Raw genomic sequence first — 25080 nt, 5'->3', positions numbered from 1 at the left:
AGGATGGAAAATCTGGTAAAGATCTATAACAAACGTAAGGTTGTAGATGGAGTCAGCTTTTATATCCGAAAAGGTGAAATTGTAGGACTTCTTGGACCAAATGGGGCTGGAAAAACTACAAGTTTTTATATGAGTGTCGGTTTTGTTACTCCTGATGAAGGTCATGTATTTATCGATAACGAAGACTTAACGAAAGCACCAATGCACATCCGTGCTCGTATGGGTGTTGGTTATCTTGCCCAAGAAGCAAGTATTTTTCGTAAACTGACAGTTGCTGAAAATTTGGAAGCAATTTTGGAAACGATGAATTTACCTGGTGATGAAATTATCCGTCGTCGGGACGAACTTCTCATGGAACTTCAAATCATGCGAGTAGCAAATCAAAAAGGATATACACTTTCTGGTGGAGAACGAAGGAGATGTGAAATTGCCAGGGCATTAGTCACTAATCCCGACTTTATTTTGTTAGATGAACCTTTTGCAGGTGTTGACCCGATCGCAGTGAAAGATATTCAAAATGTAATCCAATCCTTAAAAGAAAGAGGGCTTGGGATTTTAATTACAGACCATAACGTTAGGGAAACTTTAAAGATTACTGATAGAGCTTATATTATGTATAGTGGAAGGATTCTGATATCTGGAACTGCGGATGATCTCATCAACGATCCTGAAACACGTCGAATTTATTTAGGTGAGGATTTTAAACTTTAGATGAAACTCGGGGCTTCACTTTCACAACGCCAAACGCAAAAACTGGTGATGACCCAGGACTTACGTCAGTCCATTGAACTATTATCTTTATCAACTCTAGAATTATCAGACAAAATTCAAAACGAATTATTGGAAAACCCACTCCTTGACGAAGTGGGAGTAGACGAAAAATCGAAAATGCCGGAGCTTTTTTCCATTGATGAAGTAAAACGATTGGAAAAACTCAATCACGAAAAAAGTACAGATGTTAATTGGCAAGATAGTTATTCGTTAGAAGGCCCACGAACCTATGATACCGAAGCAAGTGATCGAAATCAGAAATACATCGAATCTTCCACACGTGGAGAAACATTAGAAGAACATTTGCTGAACCAACTGCGACTCATCAAACTCACAAAATTGGAATTTGAAATTGGTGAAGTGTTAATCAGTATGATAGATGAAAAAGGTTTCATCACTGATGATTTGACACTTGTATCCAAGGAAATGGGTTATCCTGAGGCCAAAGTTCGTAGGGTATTGCAAGTGATCAATGAGTTGGACCCAATTGGAATTGGAGCCAAGGATATGCAAGAAACCCTTCTCATCCAAGGAAGGATTTTGTTTCCTGATAATATCGTATTGCACCAACTGATAGGGGAATTTCTTTCTGATTTAGAAAAGGTTGATTATAAAAAAATTGCAAAAAATTTAAAAATCACTGAAGAAGATATTCTAAGTTTGGCTAGGTTGATTAAAAAATTAGAACCATACCCTGCTACAACTTACCAAGGAAGAAAAATTGATTATGTAGTTGCCGATGTTGTTGTGAAACAAGTGGGAAACGAGTTTAATATTTTTATCAATGACGAATGGTTACCAAAACTCACAATCCAAGAAGAATACAAAGAATTATTAAACCATAAGCTCCCTCCAAAAGAGAAAGAATACTTTCAGACAAAGTATAGTTCCGCGCAGTGGCTCATCAGGTCCATCCAACAAAGAAGGCAAACCTTACAGAGAGTTGTTAGTTGTATTATCGATTTCCAGGTTGATTTTTTTAGAGGTGGAATTGGTTTTATCAAACCTCTCACACTCAAAGAAGTTGCTGAAAAATTAAATTTACATGAATCAACAATCTCTCGTATCACCACCAATAAATACATCCAAACCACTTGGGGAATTTTTGAATTAAAGTGGTTTTTTTCCTCTGGTGTAAAATCAGCGGAAGGTGGAAAAGAGAGTTCTAAAAAAATACATGAAATCATTCGGAATTTGGTCAAAGAAGAAGATGAAAACAATCCTCTTTCCGACCAAGATATCGTGGAACTGATGGAGAAAAAAGGTATTGAAATTGCGCGTAGGACTGTGGCAAAATACCGTAAGGTCTTACGCATCCTTCCATCCAACGAAAGAAAGCGAATCAGTTCACTCAAGGGGTAATCGATGCCAGTTCCAGGAATTACAGTGGAAACCATTCTTCGAGACCATGAAGACTTACAACTTGTATTGGTTACTGGAGAGGTTGGACTATCGAATCGAATTAATAGTGCAGAAATCAATCGACCTGGTCTTTCCCTTACAGGTTTTTTTGATTTTTTTGCCAATGACAGAATCCAAATTTTAGGTAAAGGGGAATGGGCATATCTCAATTCATTATCACAAGAGAAACTAAACGAAATCACTGATAAGTTTTTTGAGTTCCATCTCAATTGCATCATCTACACACATGGGAATGAACCACAAATTCCTTTTGTGGAAAGAGCAAAAGAAAAAGGAATTCCGTTATTCAAAACAGAAATTGCCACCCATCGATTCATTACCTTGATTTCGCAAATTTTAGATCGAGCCCTCGCACCAAGGACCATGCGCCATGGAGTACTCATTGAAGTGTTTGGGATTGGAACCTTACTGACTGGTCGATCGGGTGTGGGAAAAAGTGAAACAGCACTTGAACTCATTGAAAGAGGCCACCGTTTGGTTGCTGACGATATGGTTGAGATTAGACGTCTCAGTGAAAGTTATTTGATAGGTTCGTGTTCCGATTTACTCCGCCACCATATGGAAATTAGGGGACTTGGTATCCTTAACATCAAAGATTTGTTTGGTGTTGGATCTGTTAGGGATCATAAACTCATAGAACTTATCATCAATTTAAAAGAATGGGAAGAACAAACATCTGGAGATTACGAAAGAACAGGTATTGAACAGAGTATGGAAGAAATACTTGGTGTATCAGTTCCTTATATCGAAATCCCAGTTAAACCTGGTAGAAATATTCCTATTATTGTGGAAACCGCAGCTATGAACCAAAGGTTACGTAAGATGGGGAAAAATAGCGCAAAAGAATTTTCTAATAAACTCAATACCTATATCCAGCAGAGCACCATTGAAACAAATCCAATTAAAGATTAGAGAAGATAGTACAGGACTCCATGCAAGACCAGCATCTTTATTTGTAAAAGTAGCTGCTAGTTTTCCTTGTGAAATTTTTGTTATGAAAGATGACATCGAAGTAAATGGGAAATCAATCATGGGTCTTATGATGCTCGCGTTAGGACCAGGAACTGTGTTTTCCGTAAAAGCTGATGGAAACAAGGAAGAGGAGGCATTACAAGCTTTAGAAACTCTTGTGACTCAAAATTTTGAAACAAATGCCAAGTAAATTCTCTCGTTTCTTGCCATCTCTTTCTGACGAAAATCGTTATTATGTCCGTGATATTTTTATCTTTTTTTTGACGTTAGCCATCTCCGTTGGTTTTTCCGAACTTGTATTCTTTCGGGAAGAAGAAGATATATCTTTCTACTCAAAATTAGATACTTACGTATTCATCCTCATTCCGTTTTTTATCCTTTCTTTAATTTTGAGTTATATCTATAGGAACCGTAGGAATCGTGAAACTGGTAAAATTCGAAGTTCCATTCGGTACAGGCTCACACTTGCTTTTTTATTTGTAGCTCTTGTGCCTTCTTTACCTATCTTTATATTGTCATCGAACCTGACGGGAAGGCTCATTGAAGGTTTTTATCGAGTTGATATATCGAATGCGTTACGTTCCGCAAATTTACTTGTCCACCAAGTAGAGAGAGAAAATCAAAATTCTTTTTTGGAACTAGTCTCTAAGTTTCGTTCGGCACTACTCCGTGAAAAATCCGAAGGATTTACGATTTTTCAGAATGGAATCAAAGATGGACTGATTGAAAAAAATGAATACTATTTAGGTTACCGTGAAAAAAATAAAGTTCAGTTTGAGTCCAAAAATTTATTCCGCCAATTTTCTGCTTTGGAGTTTGTAGAATCTGAAAAAAGTGGAATCTACTTAAGTCGTTATTATGATCATGAAAAATCCTATTTAGTTGCAAAATTTGATTTAGACAATGACCGAACTGTCATGATAGCAGAGCGAATCCATAAAGGAATGGAGTCAGATGTATTAAATATCATCAATGCAACTTCAACCTATGAAAAGGTAAGTTTGTGGAAAGAAAAAATTCCGTTCAGTGTTCGCATTACAATCGCTAGTTTTTCTTTTTCCATGTTTTTAATTGCAATCTTGTTTTCTTTTTTATTTGCGAGGCGAATTTCAAAACCCATTATCAATTTGGCAAATGCTACAAAAAAAGTTTCTCTTGGTGAATCTGATGTCAGATTAGAAAAAACCGAGGAAGGAGAAATGGGTATTTTGATTGATAGTTTCAATCAAATGGTTAGTGATTTAAAAGCAAAATCCGATGAGCTCATGCACACACAACGGATAGCCGCCTGGAAAGAAGTGGCACAACGGATGGCACACGAAATCAAAAATCCACTCACTCCCATTCAACTCTCGGCACAAAGGATCCAACGAAAATTCCAAAATCCGAAGAAGGAAAATTTAGAATCAGTGATCTTTGATGCAACGGAAACTATCATTGGACAAGTACGTGTTCTGGAACATTTGGTGAAGGAATTTAGCGAATTTGCTAGAATGCCAGTTCCTGTCCTCATCAACCAACACATCAATCCTATCTTGGAAGAAGCAGTAGCCCTTTTTCGAGATACATCTGATATAGAATTTGAACTAAAGCTTGCGGAAAATTTACCAGAAATATTCCTCGATAAACGATTGTTTCTTGGTGTGATCAATAATCTTATCAAAAATGCTGTGGAAGCAATATTGTCGCATGACAATTCAAAAGAAGAGATGGACATATTAGAAACAAAACGTAAAAAAATTCGTGTCATGTCTAAATTGCAAAAAAAAGCACTTAGGAAAAGTGTCATCGTTGAAATTGACGATTCTGGTCCTGGTCTTAAGGAAGAATGGAGGGAAAAAATATTTGAACCCTATTTTTCAACGAAGGAAAAACATGGATCAGGAATTGGACTAACCATTGTCCAAAAAACAATCATAGATCACCATGGTCACATCTCGGTTGAAAACTCAAAGTTAGGTGGGTGTAAGTTTCGAATCGAACTTCCCTTGGAACTTTCCTGATGCAGAAATTGATTTATATATTAGATGATGAGAAAGAAATTCGTAAATCATTACGAGTCATTTTAGAAGACGAAGATTATGTAGTTGAAGATTTTTCAAATGGAAAAACTTTAATGAAAGCTTTGTCCAAGGAAAGACCTTCCCTATTATTATTGGATGTTTGGGTTGGAAAGGAAGATGGTTTAGTCATATTAGATGAATGCAAAAAACTTTTCCCCAGTCTTCCCGTCGTGATGATTTCCGGTCATGGAACGATTGAACTTGCCGTAAATGCTACAAAAAAAGGCGCAATCGATTTTTTGGAAAAACCATTGTCCATTGAAAAGGTGATCCAAACAATCGAAACTTCAATTGAAAAAACAAAAGATTCTGGACTGCCAGATTTTCAGCTTGAGGTAGATCAAATTTTAGGTGAATCACCTTCCATCACTCGTGTTAAGTTTTCTGTTTTCCAAGCTGCAGAAACAAATGCCCGTGTTTTTATTTTTGGTGAAAATGGAACAGGAAAAGAATTAACAGCTAGGTCAATCCATCAAAATTCAAAACGGAAAAATGAACCTTACATTGAATTTAATTGTGCTTCCTTACCGGAAGATACAACTGAACAGGAGTTATTTGGATCTGAATTTGTCCAAGGGGAACCAAACGAGATAAAAATTGGGAAATGGGAACTTGCCCAACATGGCACTCTTTTTTTGGATGAAGTATGTGATTTGAGTTTATCCTTACAATCGAAAGTATTAAAAGTCATTCTTGACCAAAAATTGGAAAGAGTCGGTGGTAAGGAAACCATCCCTGTAGATGTCCGTATCATTGCGGCTACCAATTCAAATGTAGAGGAAGCAATCCGTGAAGGTAAATTTCGAGAAGATTTGTATTATGCACTCAATGTAATACCTATCGAATTACCGCCGTTACGTGAAAGAAACCAAGATATTCCTCTCCTTGCAGAATTTTATTTAAAAAAATCCATATCAAAAAACAATTTATCTGCTAAAACCATTGATCGAGAAGGTCTCGATGCTCTTTCTTCCCATTTCTGGCCAGGAAATGTAAGGGAACTTGCTAATATCATTGAACGATTGAGCATCTTAGTTCCAGGTGAAACCATCCGAGCTAAAGATGTCAAAGAAGCTTTACACGGATTCAAAAAAGCAAATGAAATGGTGGCAAGGGGAGACTTAAAACATGCAAAAGAAGAGTTTGAGCGCCAATACATCATCAAAACCTTACAAATTTGTGAAGGGAATGTGACCCGCACTTCAAAGGCACTTGGGATCGAACGAACACATTTATACAGAAAATTACGTTCCCTCAATATTTCCGTGGAACAATTGATAGAGGGATAATATGAACCAAAAAACAATTTTAGAAACATTTTCCGATATTTTAAAAGAATCAAAATTCCTGATCCAAAACCAATCTGTTTCCGTGTTTCGTTTCCAAAATGAAAAAGATCCTAATGATTTTGTATTTCCCTGGAAATCAAAGGTTCCAGAATCTTTGGAAATTCAGAAAAAACAACAGAAGGAAAGCCAAAGGAAAAATAGAGAACTTATCAATTTCTCTTGTACATTATGCCAAGGAAAACTAAGTGGAGTTAGGCAGTTTTTACACAAAGGAAGAAAACCAATTTTAGTATTACATTATTCAGGTGCTACCACAGCAAAAGAGAAACCTTTTACAAAAACAAGGCCCAATCAGATCTTTAAAGACAAACTAACGGAAATCAGTTGGGATGGAATTGTTAAAAAAGTATTTGGATTTTCGTATGAAGAATTTTATTATGAAGAGTATCCAGCTTGTACATTTTCTCATACAGATTCAAAAGATTCGGATTGGAACACTCGTTTGGATAACTGTAAGTTTCATGTAAAAGAAACCGTTGAGGAATTTGGAATCAAAGCAATCGTAATCTTAGGATCTTCTGCTAGGTTACTTTTTGGTGCAGAAAAAGCAAAGGAACAATTGGGGAAAGTGATGGAATGGGAGTTAGGTGGAATGAAAATTCCATTATTAACAACTAGGTCACCAGAAGCACTTGTTTTCCTTGGAGAAAAAGCGAAAAAAGCAGATTCTGAAACCAATCTTTTCCAGTATGGTAAAGAAAAACAAGACTTGGAAGATAGTTTTATCTCTCACTTATCCATTTTAATACCTTATTTATAAAATGATCCAATATGCGGAAATTGCTCTTAATTTATCTTGGGAAAGTAAAACTTTAACTTATATAGTCCCAATTGAGATGACAGGTCTTAAACCAGGGATGAGAGTCCTTGTTCCACTCAATGGAAAGGAATGGGATGGAGTTGTCATTGAACTCCACAAGAACGAACCAAATTACGAAACCTTAACCATTCTCAAACAAATTGACAATGAACCCGTTCTTACTAGCGAACAATTAGATTTAGCCACTTGGATGGCTGACCATTACCTTTCTTCCCTTGGAGAAGCATTGTTTTTAATGGTACCGAAAGGCAAAAAAAGGAAAATTGAGAAAGGAACAGATTTTGTCATCCAATCTGATCTTTTACATCCGTTAAATGACTCACAACAATTAGCATTCCAAGAGATTAAAACTAATAAGGCTTCCAACACACATTTGTTATATGGAATTACGGGGAGTGGAAAAACAGAAGTATACCTTCATTTGATATTGGAGATATTGAAAGAACCTAAAGGGACAGTCATTTTCCTTGTACCTGAAATTTCACTCACCTTTCCAACCATATCTAGGATCGAAACCATTTTTCCTGGCCAAGTGGCTGTTTTACATTCTCACTTACGGATCTCCGAAAAATTTCAAAATTATTTGGATTTAAAGGAAGGGAAAAAACGAATTTGTATTGGTACAAGATCCGCCATTTTTGCCCCTGTTTCTGACCTGAGGCTTGTCATTATGGATGAGGAACATGATGGTTCCTATAAAGAAAACGGATCCCCTCGTTACCATGCCCGCCAAGTCGCATTACAACGAATCCAAAAATCAGGTGGCAAACTTTTACTCGGATCGGCAACACCAAGTGTTGAATTGTATTACCTTGCTAAGTCAGGGCAAATTGGGTTTTCGAAATTGGAAAAACGTGCGAATCCTTTGGCAAAACTTCCACAGGTAGAAATGGCGGAAAAACATGAGGACAAAAATCTCATCGTAGGTGATTTACAATTTAAGATCGCAGACAGACTGAAAAAAAAAGAACAAATCATCTTACTTCTGAATCGGCGTGGTTATAATCCGTTTATATTTTCACCTAACACAAAAGAGTTTGTCCATTGTCCCAAATGTACAGCAACTCTTTGTTACCACTCCGACCAAACAGTACGTTGCCATTTGTGTGGGTATAAATCTAGTTTTCGTAATTTAAAACAAATGATGGGTGAAGATTTGGAACTTTTTGGTGCTGGGACACAGAAATTAGAAGAGTATTTACTTTCTTTATACCCACAAGCAAGGATTGAACGCCTTGATCAGGACAGTTCCAAAAACAAAGATGTGACTCGTTCCGTATTAGAAAAATTAGGAGAAGGGGAACTTGATATTTTGACAGGAACCCAAATGATTGCCAAGGGTTTAGATTATGCGAATGTGACCTTGGTTGGAATTCTTAACGCCAATCATGGATTAGGTGTCCCTGATTTTCGTAGTAGCGAAAGAACGTATGCTCTTGTCTCTCAGGTGGCTGGTCGTGCCGGACGAGGGGAAAAACCAGGAGAGGTCATCATCCAATCGAACGATCCCGAACACCCTGTACTCAAGATGGCAATGGAACAAAATTACCCTGCTTTTTTTGAATGGGAATTACAATTTAGAAAAGATTTATTTTACCCACCATTTGCTAGGCTTGCAAGACTAGTCTTTCGTTCCAAATACGAAGAGGTAGCAAACAAACAATCTGTGCTTTATAGCGAATTGATCAAAGAGATGAAAGACGATTCCGTTATCATGTTAGGACCAAGCCAATGCCCATTTTATAAAATTGATAATAACTTCCGATATCATATTTTGCTAAAAAGCAAATCAATTTCAACACTCCGCAATTTATTAAAAGAAACAAAACAAAACTTCAAAATGGATTCTAAATGTTATATTGAATATGACTTGGATCCGTTGGAACTTGTATAAGGAAAACACATGAAACTCTCCATTGGATATTTTGGTTCCCCAGAACACTCTAAAGAATTACTTCGGATGATTCTCGATGCGGGGATACAGGTGGATTTTGTAGTAACCAATGTGGATAAACCTGTAGGCAGAAAACAAATCATCACTCCCACGCCAGTGAAAATGTTTGCAGAAGAAAAAGGAATTCCTGTGATCCAATCACCTCGCCTTCGCACTGATGAAGAAGCACAGAAACAAATTCTTTCTTACCAGTCTCCCGTGCATGTGGTCTATGCCTATGGATCCATTGTGCCTGACCTTGTGTTTTTAGATCCCAAATGGGGGAGTATCAATTTACATGGAAGTCTCCTTCCCAAATACAGAGGTGCCTCTCCTGTACAAAGTGCTCTTCTAAACGGGGATGAGGTTACTGGGTTTACGATCCAATACCTTGCAAAAGCTGTGGATTCAGGGGATATCATTTCCCAAAAGTCTTGGAAGATCCCGATGGAAGAGACAACAGGATCTCTTTTGCAAACCATCACAAAACTGGGGGGAGAAGAAATCATCCAGCTCTTAAAAACTGTAGAATCGACTGGAGAACGATTGATCGGTACTCCGCAAAAGGAAGAAGAAGCCACTCATTGCCAAAAGATTACGGCAAACCATAGGCCAGTTCTCTGGACAAAATCGGCAAAGGAGATCCACAACCAAATCCGAGCGTTATCCCCAGACCCGCTCGCTACGACGGAATTCCGAGAGAAAAAACTAATCCTTATCTCTTCTTATTTACCTCTGGAACAAGCTGAACAGATCCCGATCCCGGAGGGAACAAAACCGGGTTCCTTTTTTCTCTACCAGAAAAAAAGGCTTTTCTGTCTCTGTGGAGACGGAAACCTGCTTGGTATAGATACCTTACAACCCGAAGGGAAAAAACCCATGAAAGGTTTTGAATTTTTTAATGGGGCGCGGGTTTTGGCCGGAGAATCATTTACGTGAAAGAAAAGTTTCTTAAAATTTTACCTTACAGTGGTTATGTTCTATTTGTTTCCTTAGGACTTTTAGTATTTTTTGTCGCTGCCTTCCTTGTTGTTGTGGTTCGTACCAAAGAAGAACAAAAGGTGATGATGCCTTATGTGATTGGGAAAAACTACATTGAAGTGCATAACGAATTGCAACGTTTGCAACTCAAAGTACGATTGGAATCGGAACGGATTCCGGAAAAAACAGATGGGATCATTTTAAGCCAATCCATTGATGCGGGAAAAGAAGTAGAGGCCGGATCTAAATTGTACTTAACAGTCAACATTGGGTTTGACCGAGTGACAATCCCCGATGTGAAAGGACAAGATCTCAAACGGGCAAAAGCCATTTTGGAAAAAGTATTATCTGGTGAAGTTTATGTTCCCTTACAAATTGGTGGGATCACTTATGTTCCTGCCGTGGGAGATGAACCAGCTGATACCATCATCGACCAAATCCCTGCACCAGGAAAAGAAACCCATTCTGGTGAAAAAATTTACCTGCTTGTGACGGAAGCGAATCCAGATAAAAAAACCAACCAAACTTTAAAAGATGGTTCCGATGAATCCAAGTTAGTTGGCATTCCAGTGCCTTTTGCCGTGGATTATTTACAAAGGAAAAAAATTCCCTACCGCATCAAAGAAGCCACAAAACCTGAGTTTCGTGAAGGGCATGGACTTGTTTCTTCCTTAGATTTAAAACCAACAGGTGCCGAAATTGGAGCATTTTATCTAAAACCTTCTACCTCGCTTGTACAAGATTACGAATTTTTAGAATACGAAATTGATGATGATGATATTTATTCTGCTAAGGTAAGTTACACGAAACCTGGTGAAGACGTAGAAATCGAAAAAGAAATTCTAACAAGCCAAAGCCTAAAAGAAGATGAAATTGTACGTTTGGTTGTCCATCGTTTCGCCAATACAAAAGTCACCCTTTTGGGAAAAGAAACGGGTGTTGCCAAAGTTTGGAAATTAAAAGGAAAATACTAAGATGAAAATATCTGCATCCATTCTTGCCGCAAAACTCACTGGTCTTTCCCAGGAACTTCCTACATACAAACAGGAAAATATTGATCTCATCCACATTGATGTGATGGATGGGAATTTTGTACCACAAATTTCTTTTGGGGAAGCTTTCACAAAGGAAGTGAAGTCTCACACAGACATTCCCCTCGACGTTCACCTCATGGTGAGTAATCCAGAACTCCATGTTCCGAAATACTTTGACCTAAAACCGTATTGTATTACTTTCCATATTGAAACGACAAACTTCTCGGTTCGTCTTGCGGAAGAGATCAAAAAACAAGGGATCAAAGTAGGTGTTTCCTTAAACCCACAAACCCCTCCTGATTCCATCTCACAAATTTTACCGTATTTGGACCTGGTACTTCTCATGACAGTGGACCCTGGGTTTTATGGACAATCCTTTGTGAAATCGGGTTTTGAAAAAATCGCCGCGGTTCGCAAACTCACAAAACCATACAATATTGAATTGGAAGTGGATGGGGGAGTGAACGAATCCAATATGGAAGAACTTGCAAAACTGGGTGTGGACATCACTGTTGTGGGCTCTGGGCTCTACAAAACAGGTGATCCTAACGCTCAGGGTAAAAAATTAAAGGAACTTGCTGCAAGTGCCAGAACTCGCTCTTGACAGAACGTCCCTATTTAAAAAACTCGCTAGAAAAGGGGTATTTTTCCTTGGTTAAATTAAGATTACAAAGAACGGGAACAAAAGCAGACCCGCATTATCGCATTGTTGCAGCAGACATTCGTGCACCACGAGATGGAAAATTCATCGAAGCGATTGGTCACTTTCACCCAACTGCTTCTGCTGTTAAAAAAGCGACTTTCAACGAAGAAAAAACTCTTTCTTGGTTAAAAAAAGGCGCACAACCAACTGAGACTGTACTCGCTCTTTTGAAAAAAGACGACGTTTGGTCAAAATTCAAAGGTTAGTCTGTACATGGATTCCTTAGTTCGTTATATCGTGACATCTCTCGTTGACCAACCAGACCAGGTAGCGGTCAACCAAGTACCCGGAGAGGAAGAAACTGTGATCGAACTTCGGGTGGCTCCAAAAGACCTCGGGAAGGTGATCGGAAAAAACGGACGGATTGCAAAATCTCTTCGTACGGTGTTACAAGCCGCGGGAACCAAACAAGGCAAAAACTATACTTTAGAAATTGTCGACTAAACCAAGTTTAGTGAAAGTGGGGGTCTTTGGATCCTCACATGGAATCAAAGGGTCCATCAAAGTTTTCACAGAAGGGGAAACACTGAGTTCTCTGAAAGCTCCTACCACCTGCACTGTCCAAGACACTCTAGGCAAAACTTCAACGATTGAAATTGAATTGATCAAACCCAATGGGAATCATTATCTCGTAAAGATCAAAGGGTATGACACTCCAGAAACGGTGGTGAAGTATCGAGGATTCTCCTTGCTTTGGAAAAAGGAAGACCTTCCGAAACCAAACGATGGGGAAATTTATACAGAAGACTTAATTGGTCTCGAAACCATCTCCAAAGATACCAAAACACCACTCGGTTACAAAGTCACTGACGTCATCGATAACCCAGCTCATCCTATCTTAGAATGTAAACCCATCTCAGGCGAAGGGGAAACCATCCTAGTTCCCTTTCTCAATCGATTTGTGGGGGATTGGAATTTAGATACAAAAACACTTGAAATGATCCAATGGGAGCAGTGGTTTGAGGTTTAATTTCATCACCCTTTTCCCAGAAAAAATCACTTCTTATTTTGATACAGGGATCCCTGGTAAAGCCGTCAAACAAGGGGTTGTGGAAATCAACACCGTGCACTTACGAGACTTTGCCGACAACAAACACCAGAAGGTAGACGATACCATTTACGGTGGTGGTCCAGGCATGTTATTGCAGGTGGGACCCATTTACCGCGCTCTCGAATCATTGGGTGAGAAAAAAGGGAAGGTCATTTTGCTTAGCCCTTCGGGGGAACTATTCAACCAAACCTTGGCTCGTGAAATTTTTGAATCATCTGATACCTTTACCTTGATTTCGGGGTATTATGAAGGGGTCGACCATCGTGTCACGGAGCATTTAATTGACAGGGAAGTGGCCATTGGAAACTATGTTATTTCATCGGGGGATTTAGCTGCTCTCGTTGTGGCAGATTGCCTGTCTCGGTTTGTACCGGGGTTTTTGGGGAAGGAAGAAAGCCTTCTCGAAGAATCACACAACGAAACGGAAGAATTAGAATACCCCCAGTATACAAAACCCTATGATTTTATGGGTTGGACTGTTCCTGACGTGCTCCTCGGTGGACATCATGAAGAGATCCGGAAATGGCGGCAAAAAAACCGCAAAACAAGAAATCATTCTTAGAGGAAGCCATGAATCAGATTCTAGAAACAGCACTCGCAGGCGAAGCAAAGAACGAACTTAATTTCGAAATTGGTGATACTGTAAAAGTTCACTACAAAATCGTTGAATCTGGAAAAGAACGTGTTCAGGTTTACGAAGGTGTTGTGATCTCCATTGCGAACAAATCGCAAAGCAAAACTTTCACTGTAAGACGTGTTTCTTACGATATCGGAGTGGAACGAATTTTCCCACTCCATAGCCCAAGAATTGCAAAAATTGAACTCGTTCGGAAAGGATCTGTTCGTCGTGCAAAACTCTTTTATCTCCGTGATAAAAAAGGAAAAGCAGGACGTATCAAAGAAAGAAAAGGCGGACAAGCAATTGTTGCCAAAGACAAAAAGAGACAGGACGAAGCTTCTAAGGCAGCGAAAGCAGCCACAGCAGAAGCACCTAGCGCATAATTTCTTTCGATCTAACGGCCATCAAACGGCCGTTTTTTCCTGAATTCCAAATCCCCGAATTAGTCACTTTTTCTTTTGATGAAGCTGGCCGTGGCACACTTGCAGGTCCAGTATCTGTTGGTTGTGTTTCCTTCGAAATTGATACGCTAAAAAAAATTCAGTCAGGTGAGATCTTAAAAGGCCTCCGCGACTCCAAAAAAATCCCCGAACCCAAACGACTCGAACTCCGAAAGGATATCTTACAATACGTCCGATATTGGCATGTTTCCTTTGTCAGTGCGAAATTCATCGATAAGTTTAATATCAACCAAGCCATCTTTTACGGGATAGGCCGTGCATTGCCGAAGGATAATTCACTGAAGAGGCAGACGTATCCCAATGGAATTCTAAGTCTTCCTTCCCAAAACCTAAATGAAGGAAATCTATCCTCATCCGATCTCAAGTCCCCAGCCGAACAAAAAGATCCCAATTCAAATCCGGAACGAAGCCCCTTTCTTTTTTTGGATGGGAATTACAAACTAAAACTCTCAAGCCCCATCGAAGGGTATCTCTCCATTCCTAAGGGAGATGATTTAGTACCATCGATTTCTGCGGCTTCTATCCTTGCGAAAACCTACCGAGATGAATACATGGAACAGATGGATCGGAAATACCCTGGGTATGGTTTTGCCAAACACAAAGGGTATGGCACAGAAGAGCATAGGGAGGCACTCAGGAAACTCGGAATTTCTCCCATCCATCGGTTGAGTTTTTGTGATTTTCTCCGAAGGGAAGGGAGTGAGCCCTCTCTTTTCTCCCGTTAATGTTTCTGGTACTGCCCTTTCCCAACTCCTACGTTCGATCGGAAAACCACTCCCACAAGATTTAGAAACAAACGGAAGTTTGGTCAAAAAACCAATCCACCCAATCCAAAAACAGACAAGGAATCCTGCCCTTGGGAAGATTCTTGGAAATGAAAAACCCATACCAAAAGAGAAACTTACTGTTTCCCATCATTATACAAATAGCAAGGCCAAGGAATTATCGCGTTGGGAAACCTTTACAAAATATAGCGGAAGTGACTCTCGGACCAGTGAACCCACTTCCTTAAAAGGCATTTGGAATTTTTTCCTCGGAGAATCGAAGGGAACAGATTTTCTATCCGTTCATAAACGTGAAAGAAAAGAAAACCTAGAGATGGTCGTGGAACCCAATGAAAAAGGATGTACACTCTATGTGTTTTGGAAGGCGGAGGGGTTTGGTCCATTGGGGATTCTTTTTTATTATGAACCAGAAAACCAAAATCCTGTGAACATCGAGTTTGTGAGTCATGGAATGGAAAATGATGAAACTCAGTCGGTTTCACCAGACCTCAAACAGAAGTTACAGGATTTAATACGGGACTTCCCTCAAATTGGAAGTATCAGTTTTGAGGAATGGAACCAATCTTCCTTTAACGGGGATTATAGATGAAAAAGAAAATGGTAGCCCTTGCCTACAACCCTAAAGAACAGATGGCACCAAAAGTTGTCGCCAAAGCAGAAGGGAATTTGGCAAATCATTTAGTTCGAATTGCAGAAGAGGCAGGCGTCTTCATTGTGAGGGATGAAGTGATGGTAAGTACACTAGAACATCTCCCCAATGGGAAAGAAATTCCGAGAGAATTGTATGAAGTGGTCGCAACTGTCTTTCGAATCCTGGTTTTAGAAAGAGAAAAGAAAAACAATTGATGTTTCTACGCTTCCTACTAAGATTTACGCAATTATGCGGAAAATCTCCATACGTGACTTAGAAGCTGGTTCTAAGTTTACCAAGTCTCTTTACCTGGATAAGGATACTGTTTTTGTTGGAGCCGACCAACCTATCACACAACAAGACTTAGACCGCCTCGTGCAATTTGGAATCACGTTTATCCTAACTGATGGAGAAAAAGTCACAGCGGATCAAAATGACAAATCCTCTGCTACGAGTGGGCCTGGTTATTTTGATACCAACCTTCCATTTTACCAAGATGATGAAAACTCCACTCGGTATAAATACCTTTTAGAAAAGGCTAATTCATCCAAGGTTGAATTTAATGCAGTATTCAAAGATTGTTTTGACTTAGTTCAAAAAACTTATAAATCAGCATCGGAAGGTCGTTATACGGAAATCCGAGAGTTCAGAGAAATTGCAGAACGAATAGCCGATCACACTAAAACTAACGCACAGATTCCGATTTTACTTTTATCGCATTCCCACTCGGGGTATTACCTGTATACTCATATTTGTTATGCGACGTTTTTTTCAGTGATGTTAGGAAACTTCTTAGAGTTCTCAAGACCCAAACTCATTGATTTGGCCCTTGCTTCTCTTTTTGCTGACATCGGAATGGTCACTGTCCCTGAAGAAGTTTCTGAAAAAAAAGGCAATCTTACAGAACTAGATTTAAAGACCATCAAACGCCACCCAGTCACAGGATACCAAATCCTTACCCAAAGGTTAAAATTAAAGAACTCACTGGCGATTGTTGCTTTGCAACACCATGAAGCACTGGATGGATCAGGTTACCCACAACGGATCCTTGCCAACCAAATTGAAGAACTCACAAAGGTTTTTATGATTGCCGACCAATTTGCGGCTATGATCCACCCAAGGCCCTACCGTGCCGCCATCCTTCCTTATGAAGCGATGAAGATCATGATCAGTGAAAATGTGAACCGTTTTGATTTAAAAATGGTAAGGCTCTTTTTAAATAAACTTTCTATGTTCCCAGTGGGTTCCGGGGTTGTACTTTCTGACCTCAGAATGGGTATGGTGATTGAATCCAATAAAGACAAACCGCTAAGACCTGTTATCCGAGTCACAAAGGATGCAGATGGCAAACGACTCAAACATCTGGAATTTGTAGATTTAATGAAAGATTTAAATTTATACATCCAACAAGCCATTCCATTCTCTCAGATCTATTAGAGATTCGTGAATCGATCATTTTTCCTTTTCAAGAAAATGAGAAGGAGATAAGATGAAAAGGTTTTTAATTTGAATAAAACAACGATTGGAAAACTCGGGGAAACGTTTGCTCGTGATTTTTTAGAATCCCAAGGCCATACGATTCTCTTCCTAAATTACCGAAAACGGATCGGTGAAATTGACATAATTAGTCTTACGAACGAAACCCTTCATTGTTCGGAAGTCAAAACTTGGAATGAAAAAAATGGGTTTCATCCAAAGGAATGCCTTCATGTGACAAAACGTGATCGAATGCGGAAGGTGTATTTTCATTTATTACAGGAAATTCCTGCTTTTTACCACCTAACACCTAGTTTTAATTTGCTCCATATCACCGAAAAAAAGGAAGTGCGTTTTTATTCGTCAATCTTCTAAATACTTCATCAAGGGAATTTTGTACCGAACCGATTGGTTTTGTATCCCACAAGGGAAACGCTCTCAAGGATGAGAGTTTGATTGTTACAAGGAAGTAACCACATGAGTCAATTTAGTGTATTTGGGAATTTAGCAGAAACCGATGAATTTGGACCAGATCCTGTACTCCTTCGCAAAAGGGGAATGGCATCTACGATCCAAAAAAAATTTGATACCTATAAGAAAAAAATCGATGATCCTGCCTATATGGATTATGCAATCAACAAGATTGCAATGGAAATATCACATTTTATTTCCAAATAATCATCCTAGGCTATAAATCCACTGGTATCCCAAAGTATAATCCAAAGCCTCTTGAATATGTACTTCCTTTGTTCTAGGGGAGAGGTTCCAATCTGCAATCGTCCTTGCGAGAGAAACAATTTGTTTTTTCTTTCGTAAGGATAAATGTTTTGTATCTTTACCTATTTCCAATTGTTTCAATATAGAAAGTGGTTCTTCGGAAGGAATGGATTTTTCCTTTTGAAAACTGAATTTTTCTTTTACGATTTGTTTTAATCGAATTTCTTCCAATCGTATATTACGTTCATCAGAAGTTTCAAAGAGTGTTTGGAATATAGTGATACGATCGATAAAAGCTCCGCTAATTTTTTGAAGGTACAATCGAATTTTTTGTAAGGAACAATGGCAATGGTTTTGGCTTTGGTAATTTCCACAAGGGCAAGGATTCGAAGAAAGTAGGAGAGTGAAATCTGTTTTGATTTTTGTCACTTCATTCATCCTCGTGATTTCAAGATAAGAATCTTCCATGGGCATTCGTAAACTCTCTAAGATTCGGTCTTTAAATTCGAGAGCTTCATCTAAGAATAATATTCCTCCTTCTGCTTTTGTGATTTCGCCAGGTTGGTAGGGAAGTCCACCACCAATTAACCCCACTTCGGTGGTAGAATGGTGAGGTGAACGAAAGGAAGGTTTGTTTGTGGGAACCTCAAATTCACCTTTTGATGTCCAACTTCCAGTGTTCTTGTAGAAAGAAGGGATCCGAGGTGGAAGGAGCGGTTCGAGTAACCTGTGTAACATGGTTTTGCCCACACCAGGACTACCAAGTAAAATGCTATGGTGGTTACCGAGAATGGCATATAACAAACCTTGGAAGACTTTCATCTGATAAGGATTTAAGAGTACTTCCTCCCAATCTAGTGTGTGATTTGTATCGAATGTTTGGTTTCGAATTTCCGGTTTTTGGTTTCCGATCGATTCTAAATCTTGTAAGTGGGAAAGGAAATAATACTCACCTTCTGGTAACGGAAAGAGTTGTAAACTCGTCGGAATACAAAGGATTTTTTTTTCTTCTTTTGCCCTTTGCCAAAGGAATGGGAGAAGTTCTTTTCCTCCGACGAGGCTACCATCAAGGCCCAAGTTTCCCAAATAGAGGATGTTTGGGTCTGGAATTGGGATTTGGCCAGTTGCTTGTAAGATTCCAACCGCAACTGCCAAATCCAGGGAAATCTTCCTCTTTTGGATGTGTGTGGGTTTTACATTGATGATGATGGTTTCGATAGGAAAATCATAGGAAGAGGCCTCTATGGCCAAACGGATGCGGTCTCTGGCTTCCTTTGCCTCTTGTGGGACATTGCCCAAGATTTGAAACTGGGGGAAACCCCTCCTAATCCCGACTTCGACTTGGATTTCTTTTGTTCCATTCCATTCATATAACAAACTTCCAACTTCTGCTCGTTTGGGGCTCACATGGAAAAGAGGTGGAATGAATCGCTTTTGGTCCAAAAAATAAAAAAGACTTTTCATAATTAAGGCATCATGGTGACTTTTCCTGAGAGTTTGCTTTGGTTTGTAGTATCATTCGTGTATTTCCCCTCGTTCTTGTCCTTGTGTTCAGCCACTGTTCACAACGACTGATCAAAAAAGAAAAGTTAAGGGAGATCAATGAATTCTATGATGGAAAAACATACGCGCTGCGTGATGAGATCAAATTTTCCCAAACGGAAGTTTGGAAAAAAGGTACCCTCGTTAAGATCTACATCGAATCAACTCCCTCTCTTTTAAAACTTAAGGTCTACCCAATCCAAGAGTCTCGTGAGTCTTCGGTGGGAAAACTTGCAGACTATATCATCAATGATGATGTGAAAAAAAGAGAATATGACTTGGCGGATGTGGAAGAGTGGGTGAACCAGAAATTCACACTCGTAGAACAAAACGCCAAAAAAACAAAGAAATAAAGGTTTGGGATGCTCTCATTGTTCGATTATTTTGATTTTCCAGCTTTCTTTCTTTCTCATTCAAGAATCTTCGGTTTAGTTCCCGATAGGATATCTGTGAAGGTTCTTCGGTTGGTAACATTCGTTTTGTTGTTCGTAGGGGGGACTGGTCTTTCTGCCAATCCATTCCAAAAAATCCACCAAGAAATTAATGATAGCCTTCCTTCTGGGGATGGAACTGTATTTCGCCTTTTTAGTAACCAATCCCAAGAATCGGAAGTTCACAAATTATTCGCAGTTGGTGTGAACCAAACATCGGAAGAAGAAGAAGTGGAACTTGCTTCTCTTGACCTTCCCAAATACATTGATGTTTCCCCTGTTGTCAGTAACACAGTCGTTCATGAATCAGGGATTGTTGTGAAAAAATACACCGTCCAAAAAAAGGACAATCTTTCGAAAATTGCCCGTTCCTTTTCCATCGATGTTGCGAAATTGAAGAAAGCAAATTCCCTTACGAATGACCAACTAAAAGTAGGGCAAGTACTAGAAGTGCCTGTCCAAGTCAAAAATGCTTCTTCTTCCAGAGTTGTTTTAAAAAAGATTTTCATTTTACCTGTGCCACAAAGCCGAGTTACATCTCGTTTTGGACGCCGTGTGGACCCGTTTAACAAATACAACCGGGTGTACCACTCTGGACTTGATCTTGCTGCGAAAGTGGGGGCACCCGTCCTTTCAGCTGCCGATGGTGAAGTTGTATTTACGGGCCGAAATGGTGGGTATGGAAATTCCGTGACCATCCAACACAAAAATGGGTATAAAACAGTTTACGCCCATTGTTCTCAGATTTTAGTTGAGGTTGGGGAAACGGTGAAGATGGGCAGGGTAGTAGCACTTGTCGGTAGGACAGGAACAGCTACTGGGGCACATTTGCATTTTGAAGTGTTCCGAAACGGGAAAATTATGAATCCTGAATCAGCTCTTGGCATGACAGAAAAACATGTCACAAAACTTCCCAAATCTGAAGTAGCTGGAATGTAATCGGAGTATTCCTCCGATTTGTGGGGAGCATGAATTTAATCCTTCAAAGAATCCAATCGAGTCAGTTTTTAACATTGATTCCGGTGGTTTTGTTATTTTCGTTTTCCCTTGCGTACTTATTAAAACTTGTCCTTCTCCTTTTATTTTCTACTGAAACTGGGATGAATGTAGGAAGCCAAGTCCGTCCCAAACAAACAAGACAAGAAGTGATCCTTGCTGTTAGTACCTATGAAGATATGGTGACTGGGAACCTCATACGAGGTCAGGTGTTTGATCCAAACGATGCCACAAAACGGGGTGCGGACGGAAGTCCCCTTGACCCTGAAATCGCCCAAGACAATGGAGATGATGACCAGATGCTTGTCACAGGTACTTTGTCTGGCCACTGGTCCTTTGCACGGGTCACCATTCGGGAAAAACAAAACAACGATTCGGAAGAATATGGTGTAGGTGAAATGGTAGGTGGTTACAAAGTCCAAACCATTGAACAACACTACGTGGTGCTTAAAAAAGGAGGCCTTAGTCTTCGAGTCAATATCGGGGAAACTCCAGCGCAAGCTAAAGAGAGAATCCGGCCAAAAGATGCGGCGGCTGTCTCCAATTTGGGTCCTTCGAGCCAAACCATTCAAAAAGTTCTATCCAGAGAAGATGTCAATCGTAAGCTAAAAGACCCGAACACTATTTACAAAAATGCAAGGTTTGGTCCTCATTTGGTAGACGGAAAGATCGAGGGTTACAAAATCTATCAGGTGGCAAAAGACCATGTCTTTTATTCACTTGGCGCGCGTGGTGGTGATATCATCAAACGAGTTAATGGAATGCCACTCAATGAAACAGAGAAAATGTTGGAAATTTGGGGTTCAATCAAACAGGCTCCGAAAATTACAGTGGATTTAGAACGACAAGGCAAAATTATCACATATGAATTTATCATTCGGAATTAAAATGAGAAATCGTCTCCCAATCGTTATACTATGCATTTGCCTTTATTTAATCGTGACACCCAATTTCTCACAGGAGAAAGGGAAACCAAAAGCAAAAACTTCCCAAGAACCAGCAAGTTTTACAGCAGATTGGCGAGACACGGAACTCAAAGACTTCCTTATGGGAATGAGTGCCATCATCAAAAAGAACATCTTAATTGATGATGCAGTGAAAGGTAAAAAAATCACAATCATCTCTCAGAAACGTGTGCGAATTGAAGATGCGTTTGGATTTATGAAGTCCGTTTTAGAAACACAGGGTTTTGGTCTCATAGAAGAAAACGATTTGATCAAAGTTGTTAAAATTAAAGATGCACTTGCGAAATCTCAAATTGTTAGGATTGGAAAAGAACCTGTTTCTGAATCAGAAGTTGCATTAAACAAAACTATTACTCAAATTGTTCCATTAGAATTTTCAAATGCGATCGAACTTGAGCCCATTCTCAAACGAGTGACAAGCCCTGATACTGATATTATCATTCCTAAAAACCAAAACACTCTTATCTTTTCTGGATCAACTGCTGACATTAACAAGTTACTAAAGTTAGTTGATAATTTAGATGTAAGAGCTGATGGACCAGGGTCCATTTCTTCTGCGGGTGACATCCATATTTATACATTGGAATACAATGAAGCAGAAAAACTTGCAGCCATTCTTGTCAAATTGGATATGCCAGATGCACCTGTGGCTCCAACACAAGGGCCACCTGGAGAAGCGGGTCAAGAAGCAAAACAAACTCCTCCTCCACAACAAAATCCCCAAGCACAAAGAGTGCCTGGTAAACAAGATAAAATCAAAGCGGTTGCCCATAAAGAATCAAACTCTCTCATAGTAACGGCAACCCCACAAGAATGGGAAGAAATCAAAAAGATCATAAAAATATTAGATACCCCAAGAAAACAGGTGTTACTCGAGGTACTCATTGTGGAACTCAGTTCCACAGATCTAAATGATTTTGGTATCGATTGGCGTTACCAAGAACTTGCCTATGGACAGTTTAACACTGGTCTTGCGGCACAAGGTGGTGTGATCGATAAAAACGGTAGACCAACAAACGTAAACACTCTTTCTGGATTTTCACTTGGGTTTATCAGACGGGGTGGACAACAAATCATTGGTATCTTAAACGCAAACTCAACGAATGAAAACTTCAATGTATTGTCTGCTCCGCAAATTTTGACCTTGGACAACCAAGAAGCAGAAATTAATGTGGGTCAGGACGTTCCAGTACGAACCCAAAATAGAAATGCGGGACTTGGGGGTGACAACGCGGTTACAGTGGCAAACTTTGAATACCGCCCAACAGGGATTAAACTCAAATTCACTCCTCACATCAATAAAAACAACCGAATCACTCTTGATTTGTACCAAGAAATCAAAAACGTAGCAGGGATTTCTTCAGAAGCAACTGGAGGAAACCCAACCTTCAATAAACGTGATATCAAAACTACCATTGTTGTGGACAATATCCAAACCATTGTGATTGGAGGACTTCTTTCCAATGACAAACAGAAAAAAGTACAAAAAATCCCAATTTTAGGTGAGATCCCACTCCTTGGAACTTTGTTTCGCCGCACTACCAATCAAAATCGAAAAACCAATTTGATGGTATTTTTAACTCCGCATATTCTAGATGATCGAGATAAATCGGATCGTATGACCATCCAAAAGAAAAATGAACAAGAAAGGATGGTGGATGAACGAGAAAAGAAACTGAGATGAGAAAAAGTTTAGGTCAGATTCTTTTAGAAGATGGAATCCTTACGATTAAGGATTTAGAAGACATTTCCAAACAACAGGAAAAAACAAATCTTCCCATCACTCACATCATCCAAAAAAAAGGTCTCGCTTCTGAAACCGATATTCTAAAGGCACTCGCAAAACTCCATAAAATGGAGTTCTACGACAAACTTGAGTTTGTTGCCAGTGACGAAATTTTTAGCAAAATTCCTCTCAAACTTGTGCAACGTTCCAAAATTGTTCCCTTCCTTGTGAAAGGAAAGAAAGTTTTTGTTGCGACAAGTGATCCAACAGATCTCCACCCAATGGATGATATGCGTTCTTTCTTAAAAGGATACGAAATCCAATTCGTTCTCGCCACAGAAAACGAAATCATGCGCATCGTCCATTCTCAGTTTGACAAAACAACTGCAGAAGCAAAAGAGATGATGGATGAGATGGACGGAAGTTTCGGAGATCTTTCCGATGCCTTTGAATCCGATGCCCTAGATTTATCCAATGAAGCACCTATCATAAAAATGGTGAACGTGATTTTATCACAAGCTGTTTCTGAAAGGGCCTCGGACATTCACGTTGAACCTTTTGAAAAGTCTGTTGTGGTTAGATACCGTGTAGATGGTGTTTTGCAAAAAGTCTTAAATCCACCAAAGTCATATTTGGCGGGGATTTCCACTCGTATCAAAATTATGTCGAACCTAAACATTGCGGAAAACAGGCTTCCTCAAGATGGTAGGATCAAACTTAGATTAGCCGGCAAAGATGTGGATGTGCGGGTATCGATCATTCCTTGCCAATTCGGAGAACGAATTGTAATGAGGATATTGAATAAAACAGACCAAAAATATTCGATAGAAACCATGGGATTTAATCCTCAAATCCTAAAAGAATTTAAAGAACTCATATATAAACCGTATGGAATTATTTTAGTAACTGGTCCAACTGGATCGGGAAAATCAACTACCCTTTATTCCGCACTTTCGGAAATCAATACGGAAGAACGAAACATCATTACTTGTGAAGACCCAGTGGAATACCAAATGGATGGAATTTCCCAAATGCAAATGAATGATAAAATTGGTCTCACATTTGCTGCAGGACTTCGTTCGATATTACGTCAAGACCCTGATGTTGTGATGGTAGGGGAGATCCGTGATGAAGAAACAGCTAGGATCGCCATCCAAGCATCGCTTACAGGTCACTTGGTGTTTTCCACCTTACACACGAATGATGCTTCTTCTGCTGTCACAAGGCTTGTGGATATGGGGATTGAACCTTATCTCATCACAAGTTCTGTACTTGGATTTATGGCGCAACGACTTGTACGTGTCATCTGCAAAGATTGTAAAACTTCATACAAACCAACTGACAAGGATTTGGCGGGCCTTGGGATCCAAAGAAAAGAACTGAAAAATGGTGTTTTGTATCGTGGAAAGGGTTGTAGTTCTTGTCTCAATTCTGGATACAAAGGACGAACTGGTTTGTATGAACTTCTCACCATGAATGATGAAATCAAACGTGCGATTTTACAGGGTGCAGATGCCAATCGGATCAAAGAACTTGCTGTGAAAAATGGTCTTTCCACCTTACAAGAGTATGGAAAGTATAAGGTCATAGAAGGAGTTACCACTCCGGAAGAAGTCCTTCGGGTATCGTAAG

28 protein-coding genes and 1 pseudogene are annotated in these 25080 nt (G+C 39.4%); 28 read left to right on the top strand and 1 reads right to left on the bottom strand.

All coding sequences use genetic code 11. The features are described 5' to 3' along the window. The first annotated feature begins 3 nt into the window (after window positions 1–3). The 23 genes and pseudogenes from lptB to ND855_RS08330 all read left to right on the top strand — a co-directional run bounded on the left by lptB (window position 4) and on the right by ND855_RS08330 (window position 17749). Window positions 4–711 carry an LPS export ABC transporter ATP-binding protein gene (gene lptB / locus ND855_RS08435; protein ID WP_135592366.1) on the top strand — a complete coding sequence of 236 codons (708 nt, stop codon included), beginning with the start codon at window positions 4–6 and terminating at the stop codon, window positions 709–711. After that, window positions 712–2133: an RNA polymerase factor sigma-54 gene (gene rpoN, locus ND855_RS08430; RefSeq protein ID WP_265357980.1), complete on the top strand. Its 1422-nt coding sequence runs from the start codon at window positions 712–714 to the stop codon at window positions 2131–2133. Window positions 2134–2136: 3 nt separating this feature from the next. Then, entirely contained in the window at window positions 2137–3105 is a 969-nt protein-coding gene (gene hprK / locus ND855_RS08425; protein ID WP_265357979.1) for an HPr(Ser) kinase/phosphatase, read from the top strand. Beyond that, window positions 3080–3355, top strand: coding sequence for an HPr family phosphocarrier protein (locus ND855_RS08420; RefSeq protein ID WP_100717058.1), 276 nt, complete (start codon window positions 3080–3082; stop codon window positions 3353–3355). Before hprK ends, ND855_RS08420 begins: the two co-directional genes overlap by 26 nt. Further along, window positions 3345–5168: an LIC_11548 family sensor histidine kinase gene (locus ND855_RS08415; protein WP_265357978.1), complete on the top strand. Its 1824-nt coding sequence runs from the start codon at window positions 3345–3347 to the stop codon at window positions 5166–5168. Before ND855_RS08420 ends, ND855_RS08415 begins: the two co-directional genes overlap by 11 nt. Beyond that, window positions 5168–6517 carry a sigma-54-dependent transcriptional regulator gene (locus ND855_RS08410; protein ID WP_265357977.1) on the top strand — a complete coding sequence of 450 codons (1350 nt, stop codon included), beginning with the start codon at window positions 5168–5170 and terminating at the stop codon, window positions 6515–6517. Before ND855_RS08415 ends, ND855_RS08410 begins: the two co-directional genes overlap by 1 nt. 1 nt (window position 6518) lies before the next feature. Further along, on the top strand, window positions 6519–7337 hold the full coding sequence (locus ND855_RS08405; RefSeq protein ID WP_265357976.1) for a hypothetical protein: 819 nt from the start codon (window positions 6519–6521) through the stop codon (window positions 7335–7337). A 1-nt stretch (window position 7338) separates the two neighbouring features. After that, window positions 7339–9291 (top strand): replication restart helicase PriA, encoded by a 1953-nt coding sequence (priA, locus tag ND855_RS08400; protein WP_265357975.1) that lies wholly within the window; start codon window positions 7339–7341, stop codon window positions 9289–9291. A gap of 9 nt (window positions 9292–9300) precedes the next feature. Then, complete coding sequence (fmt, locus tag ND855_RS08395; RefSeq protein ID WP_265357974.1) at window positions 9301–10269, top strand: methionyl-tRNA formyltransferase; 969 nt, start codon at window positions 9301–9303, stop codon at window positions 10267–10269. Further along, window positions 10266–11285, top strand: coding sequence for a PASTA domain-containing protein (locus ND855_RS08390; RefSeq protein ID WP_265357973.1), 1020 nt, complete (start codon window positions 10266–10268; stop codon window positions 11283–11285). Before fmt ends, ND855_RS08390 begins: the two co-directional genes overlap by 4 nt. 1 nt (window position 11286) lies before the next feature. Then, window positions 11287–11949, top strand: coding sequence for a ribulose-phosphate 3-epimerase (gene rpe / locus ND855_RS08385; protein ID WP_265357972.1), 663 nt, complete (start codon window positions 11287–11289; stop codon window positions 11947–11949). Window positions 11950–11996: 47 nt separating this feature from the next. Beyond that, window positions 11997–12254 carry a 30S ribosomal protein S16 gene (gene rpsP / locus ND855_RS08380; protein ID WP_100717122.1) on the top strand — a complete coding sequence of 86 codons (258 nt, stop codon included), beginning with the start codon at window positions 11997–11999 and terminating at the stop codon, window positions 12252–12254. A 7-nt stretch (window positions 12255–12261) separates the two neighbouring features. After that, window positions 12262–12492 carry a KH domain-containing protein gene (locus ND855_RS08375; protein ID WP_012388646.1) on the top strand — a complete coding sequence of 77 codons (231 nt, stop codon included), beginning with the start codon at window positions 12262–12264 and terminating at the stop codon, window positions 12490–12492. Then, window positions 12482–13018, top strand: coding sequence for a ribosome maturation factor RimM (rimM, locus tag ND855_RS08370; RefSeq protein WP_265357971.1), 537 nt, complete (start codon window positions 12482–12484; stop codon window positions 13016–13018). Before ND855_RS08375 ends, rimM begins: the two co-directional genes overlap by 11 nt. Then, window positions 13008–13661 carry a tRNA (guanosine(37)-N1)-methyltransferase TrmD gene (trmD, locus tag ND855_RS08365; protein ID WP_135618339.1) on the top strand — a complete coding sequence of 218 codons (654 nt, stop codon included), beginning with the start codon at window positions 13008–13010 and terminating at the stop codon, window positions 13659–13661. The genes rimM and trmD overlap by 11 nt, the downstream gene beginning before the upstream one ends. A gap of 8 nt (window positions 13662–13669) precedes the next feature. Continuing rightward, window positions 13670–14101: a 50S ribosomal protein L19 gene (rplS, locus tag ND855_RS08360; protein ID WP_100728732.1), complete on the top strand. Its 432-nt coding sequence runs from the start codon at window positions 13670–13672 to the stop codon at window positions 14099–14101. Beyond that, window positions 14098–14400, top strand: a pseudogene (locus tag ND855_RS18845) (ribonuclease HII); the annotation flags it as partial. The gene rplS and the pseudogene ND855_RS18845, both read left to right, overlap by 4 nt. A 39-nt stretch (window positions 14401–14439) precedes the next feature. Then, entirely contained in the window at window positions 14440–14904 is a 465-nt protein-coding gene (locus tag ND855_RS18840) for a ribonuclease HII (protein ID WP_407658707.1), read from the top strand. Then, entirely contained in the window at window positions 14879–15553 is a 675-nt protein-coding gene (locus ND855_RS08350) for a hypothetical protein (protein ID WP_265357970.1), read from the top strand. Before ND855_RS18840 ends, ND855_RS08350 begins: the two co-directional genes overlap by 26 nt. After that, window positions 15550–15810, top strand: a complete 261-nt coding sequence (locus ND855_RS08345; protein ID WP_265357969.1) for an EscU/YscU/HrcU family type III secretion system export apparatus switch protein — start codon at window positions 15550–15552, stop codon at window positions 15808–15810. The genes ND855_RS08350 and ND855_RS08345 overlap by 4 nt, the downstream gene beginning before the upstream one ends. 34 nt (window positions 15811–15844) lie before the next feature. Further along, window positions 15845–17032 carry an HD-GYP domain-containing protein gene (locus ND855_RS08340; RefSeq protein WP_265357968.1) on the top strand — a complete coding sequence of 396 codons (1188 nt, stop codon included), beginning with the start codon at window positions 15845–15847 and terminating at the stop codon, window positions 17030–17032. 69 nt (window positions 17033–17101) lie between these two features. Beyond that, the gene (locus ND855_RS08335) at window positions 17102–17446 is read left to right on the top strand and encodes a YraN family protein (protein WP_265357967.1); all 345 of its coding nucleotides are present in this window, start codon (window positions 17102–17104) and stop codon (window positions 17444–17446) included. A gap of 102 nt (window positions 17447–17548) precedes the next feature. Continuing rightward, a complete protein-coding gene (locus ND855_RS08330; protein ID WP_012476271.1) occupies window positions 17549–17749 on the top strand; it encodes a hypothetical protein in 201 nt (66 codons plus the stop codon). On the opposite strand, the gene ND855_RS08325 is transcribed toward ND855_RS08330, so the two are convergent. After that, window positions 17750–19231, bottom strand: coding sequence for an ATP-binding protein (locus tag ND855_RS08325; RefSeq protein ID WP_265357966.1), 1482 nt, complete (start codon window positions 19229–19231; stop codon window positions 17750–17752). A 74-nt stretch (window positions 19232–19305) separates the two neighbouring features. Here ND855_RS08325 and ND855_RS08320 point away from each other — a divergent pair, with 74 nt between their 5' ends. From ND855_RS08320 to gspE, 5 genes are all read left to right on the top strand, one after another. Beyond that, a complete protein-coding gene (locus tag ND855_RS08320; RefSeq protein ID WP_322113561.1) occupies window positions 19306–19683 on the top strand; it encodes a type II secretion system-associated lipoprotein in 378 nt (125 codons plus the stop codon). A gap of 96 nt (window positions 19684–19779) precedes the next feature. After that, window positions 19780–20700, top strand: coding sequence for a peptidoglycan DD-metalloendopeptidase family protein (locus tag ND855_RS08315; RefSeq protein ID WP_265357964.1), 921 nt, complete (start codon window positions 19780–19782; stop codon window positions 20698–20700). A gap of 29 nt (window positions 20701–20729) precedes the next feature. Then, window positions 20730–21644, top strand: coding sequence for a general secretion pathway protein GspC (locus ND855_RS08310; protein WP_135604360.1), 915 nt, complete (start codon window positions 20730–20732; stop codon window positions 21642–21644). 1 nt (window position 21645) lies between these two features. After that, window positions 21646–23406 (top strand): type II secretion system secretin GspD, encoded by a 1761-nt coding sequence (gene gspD, locus ND855_RS08305; RefSeq protein WP_265357963.1) that lies wholly within the window; start codon window positions 21646–21648, stop codon window positions 23404–23406. Beyond that, window positions 23403–25079, top strand: a complete 1677-nt coding sequence (gene gspE / locus ND855_RS08300) for a type II secretion system ATPase GspE (RefSeq protein WP_265357962.1) — start codon at window positions 23403–23405, stop codon at window positions 25077–25079. Before gspD ends, gspE begins: the two co-directional genes overlap by 4 nt. The last annotated feature ends 1 nt before the right edge of the window (window position 25080 follow it).

It is taken from the genome of Leptospira paudalimensis (genome assembly GCF_026151345.1).
GTDB lineage: Bacteria > Spirochaetota > Leptospiria > Leptospirales > Leptospiraceae > Leptospira_A > Leptospira_A paudalimensis.
Note: the sequence above shows the minus strand (reverse complement) of the source record. Positions and strands in the feature narration are given on the sequence as shown.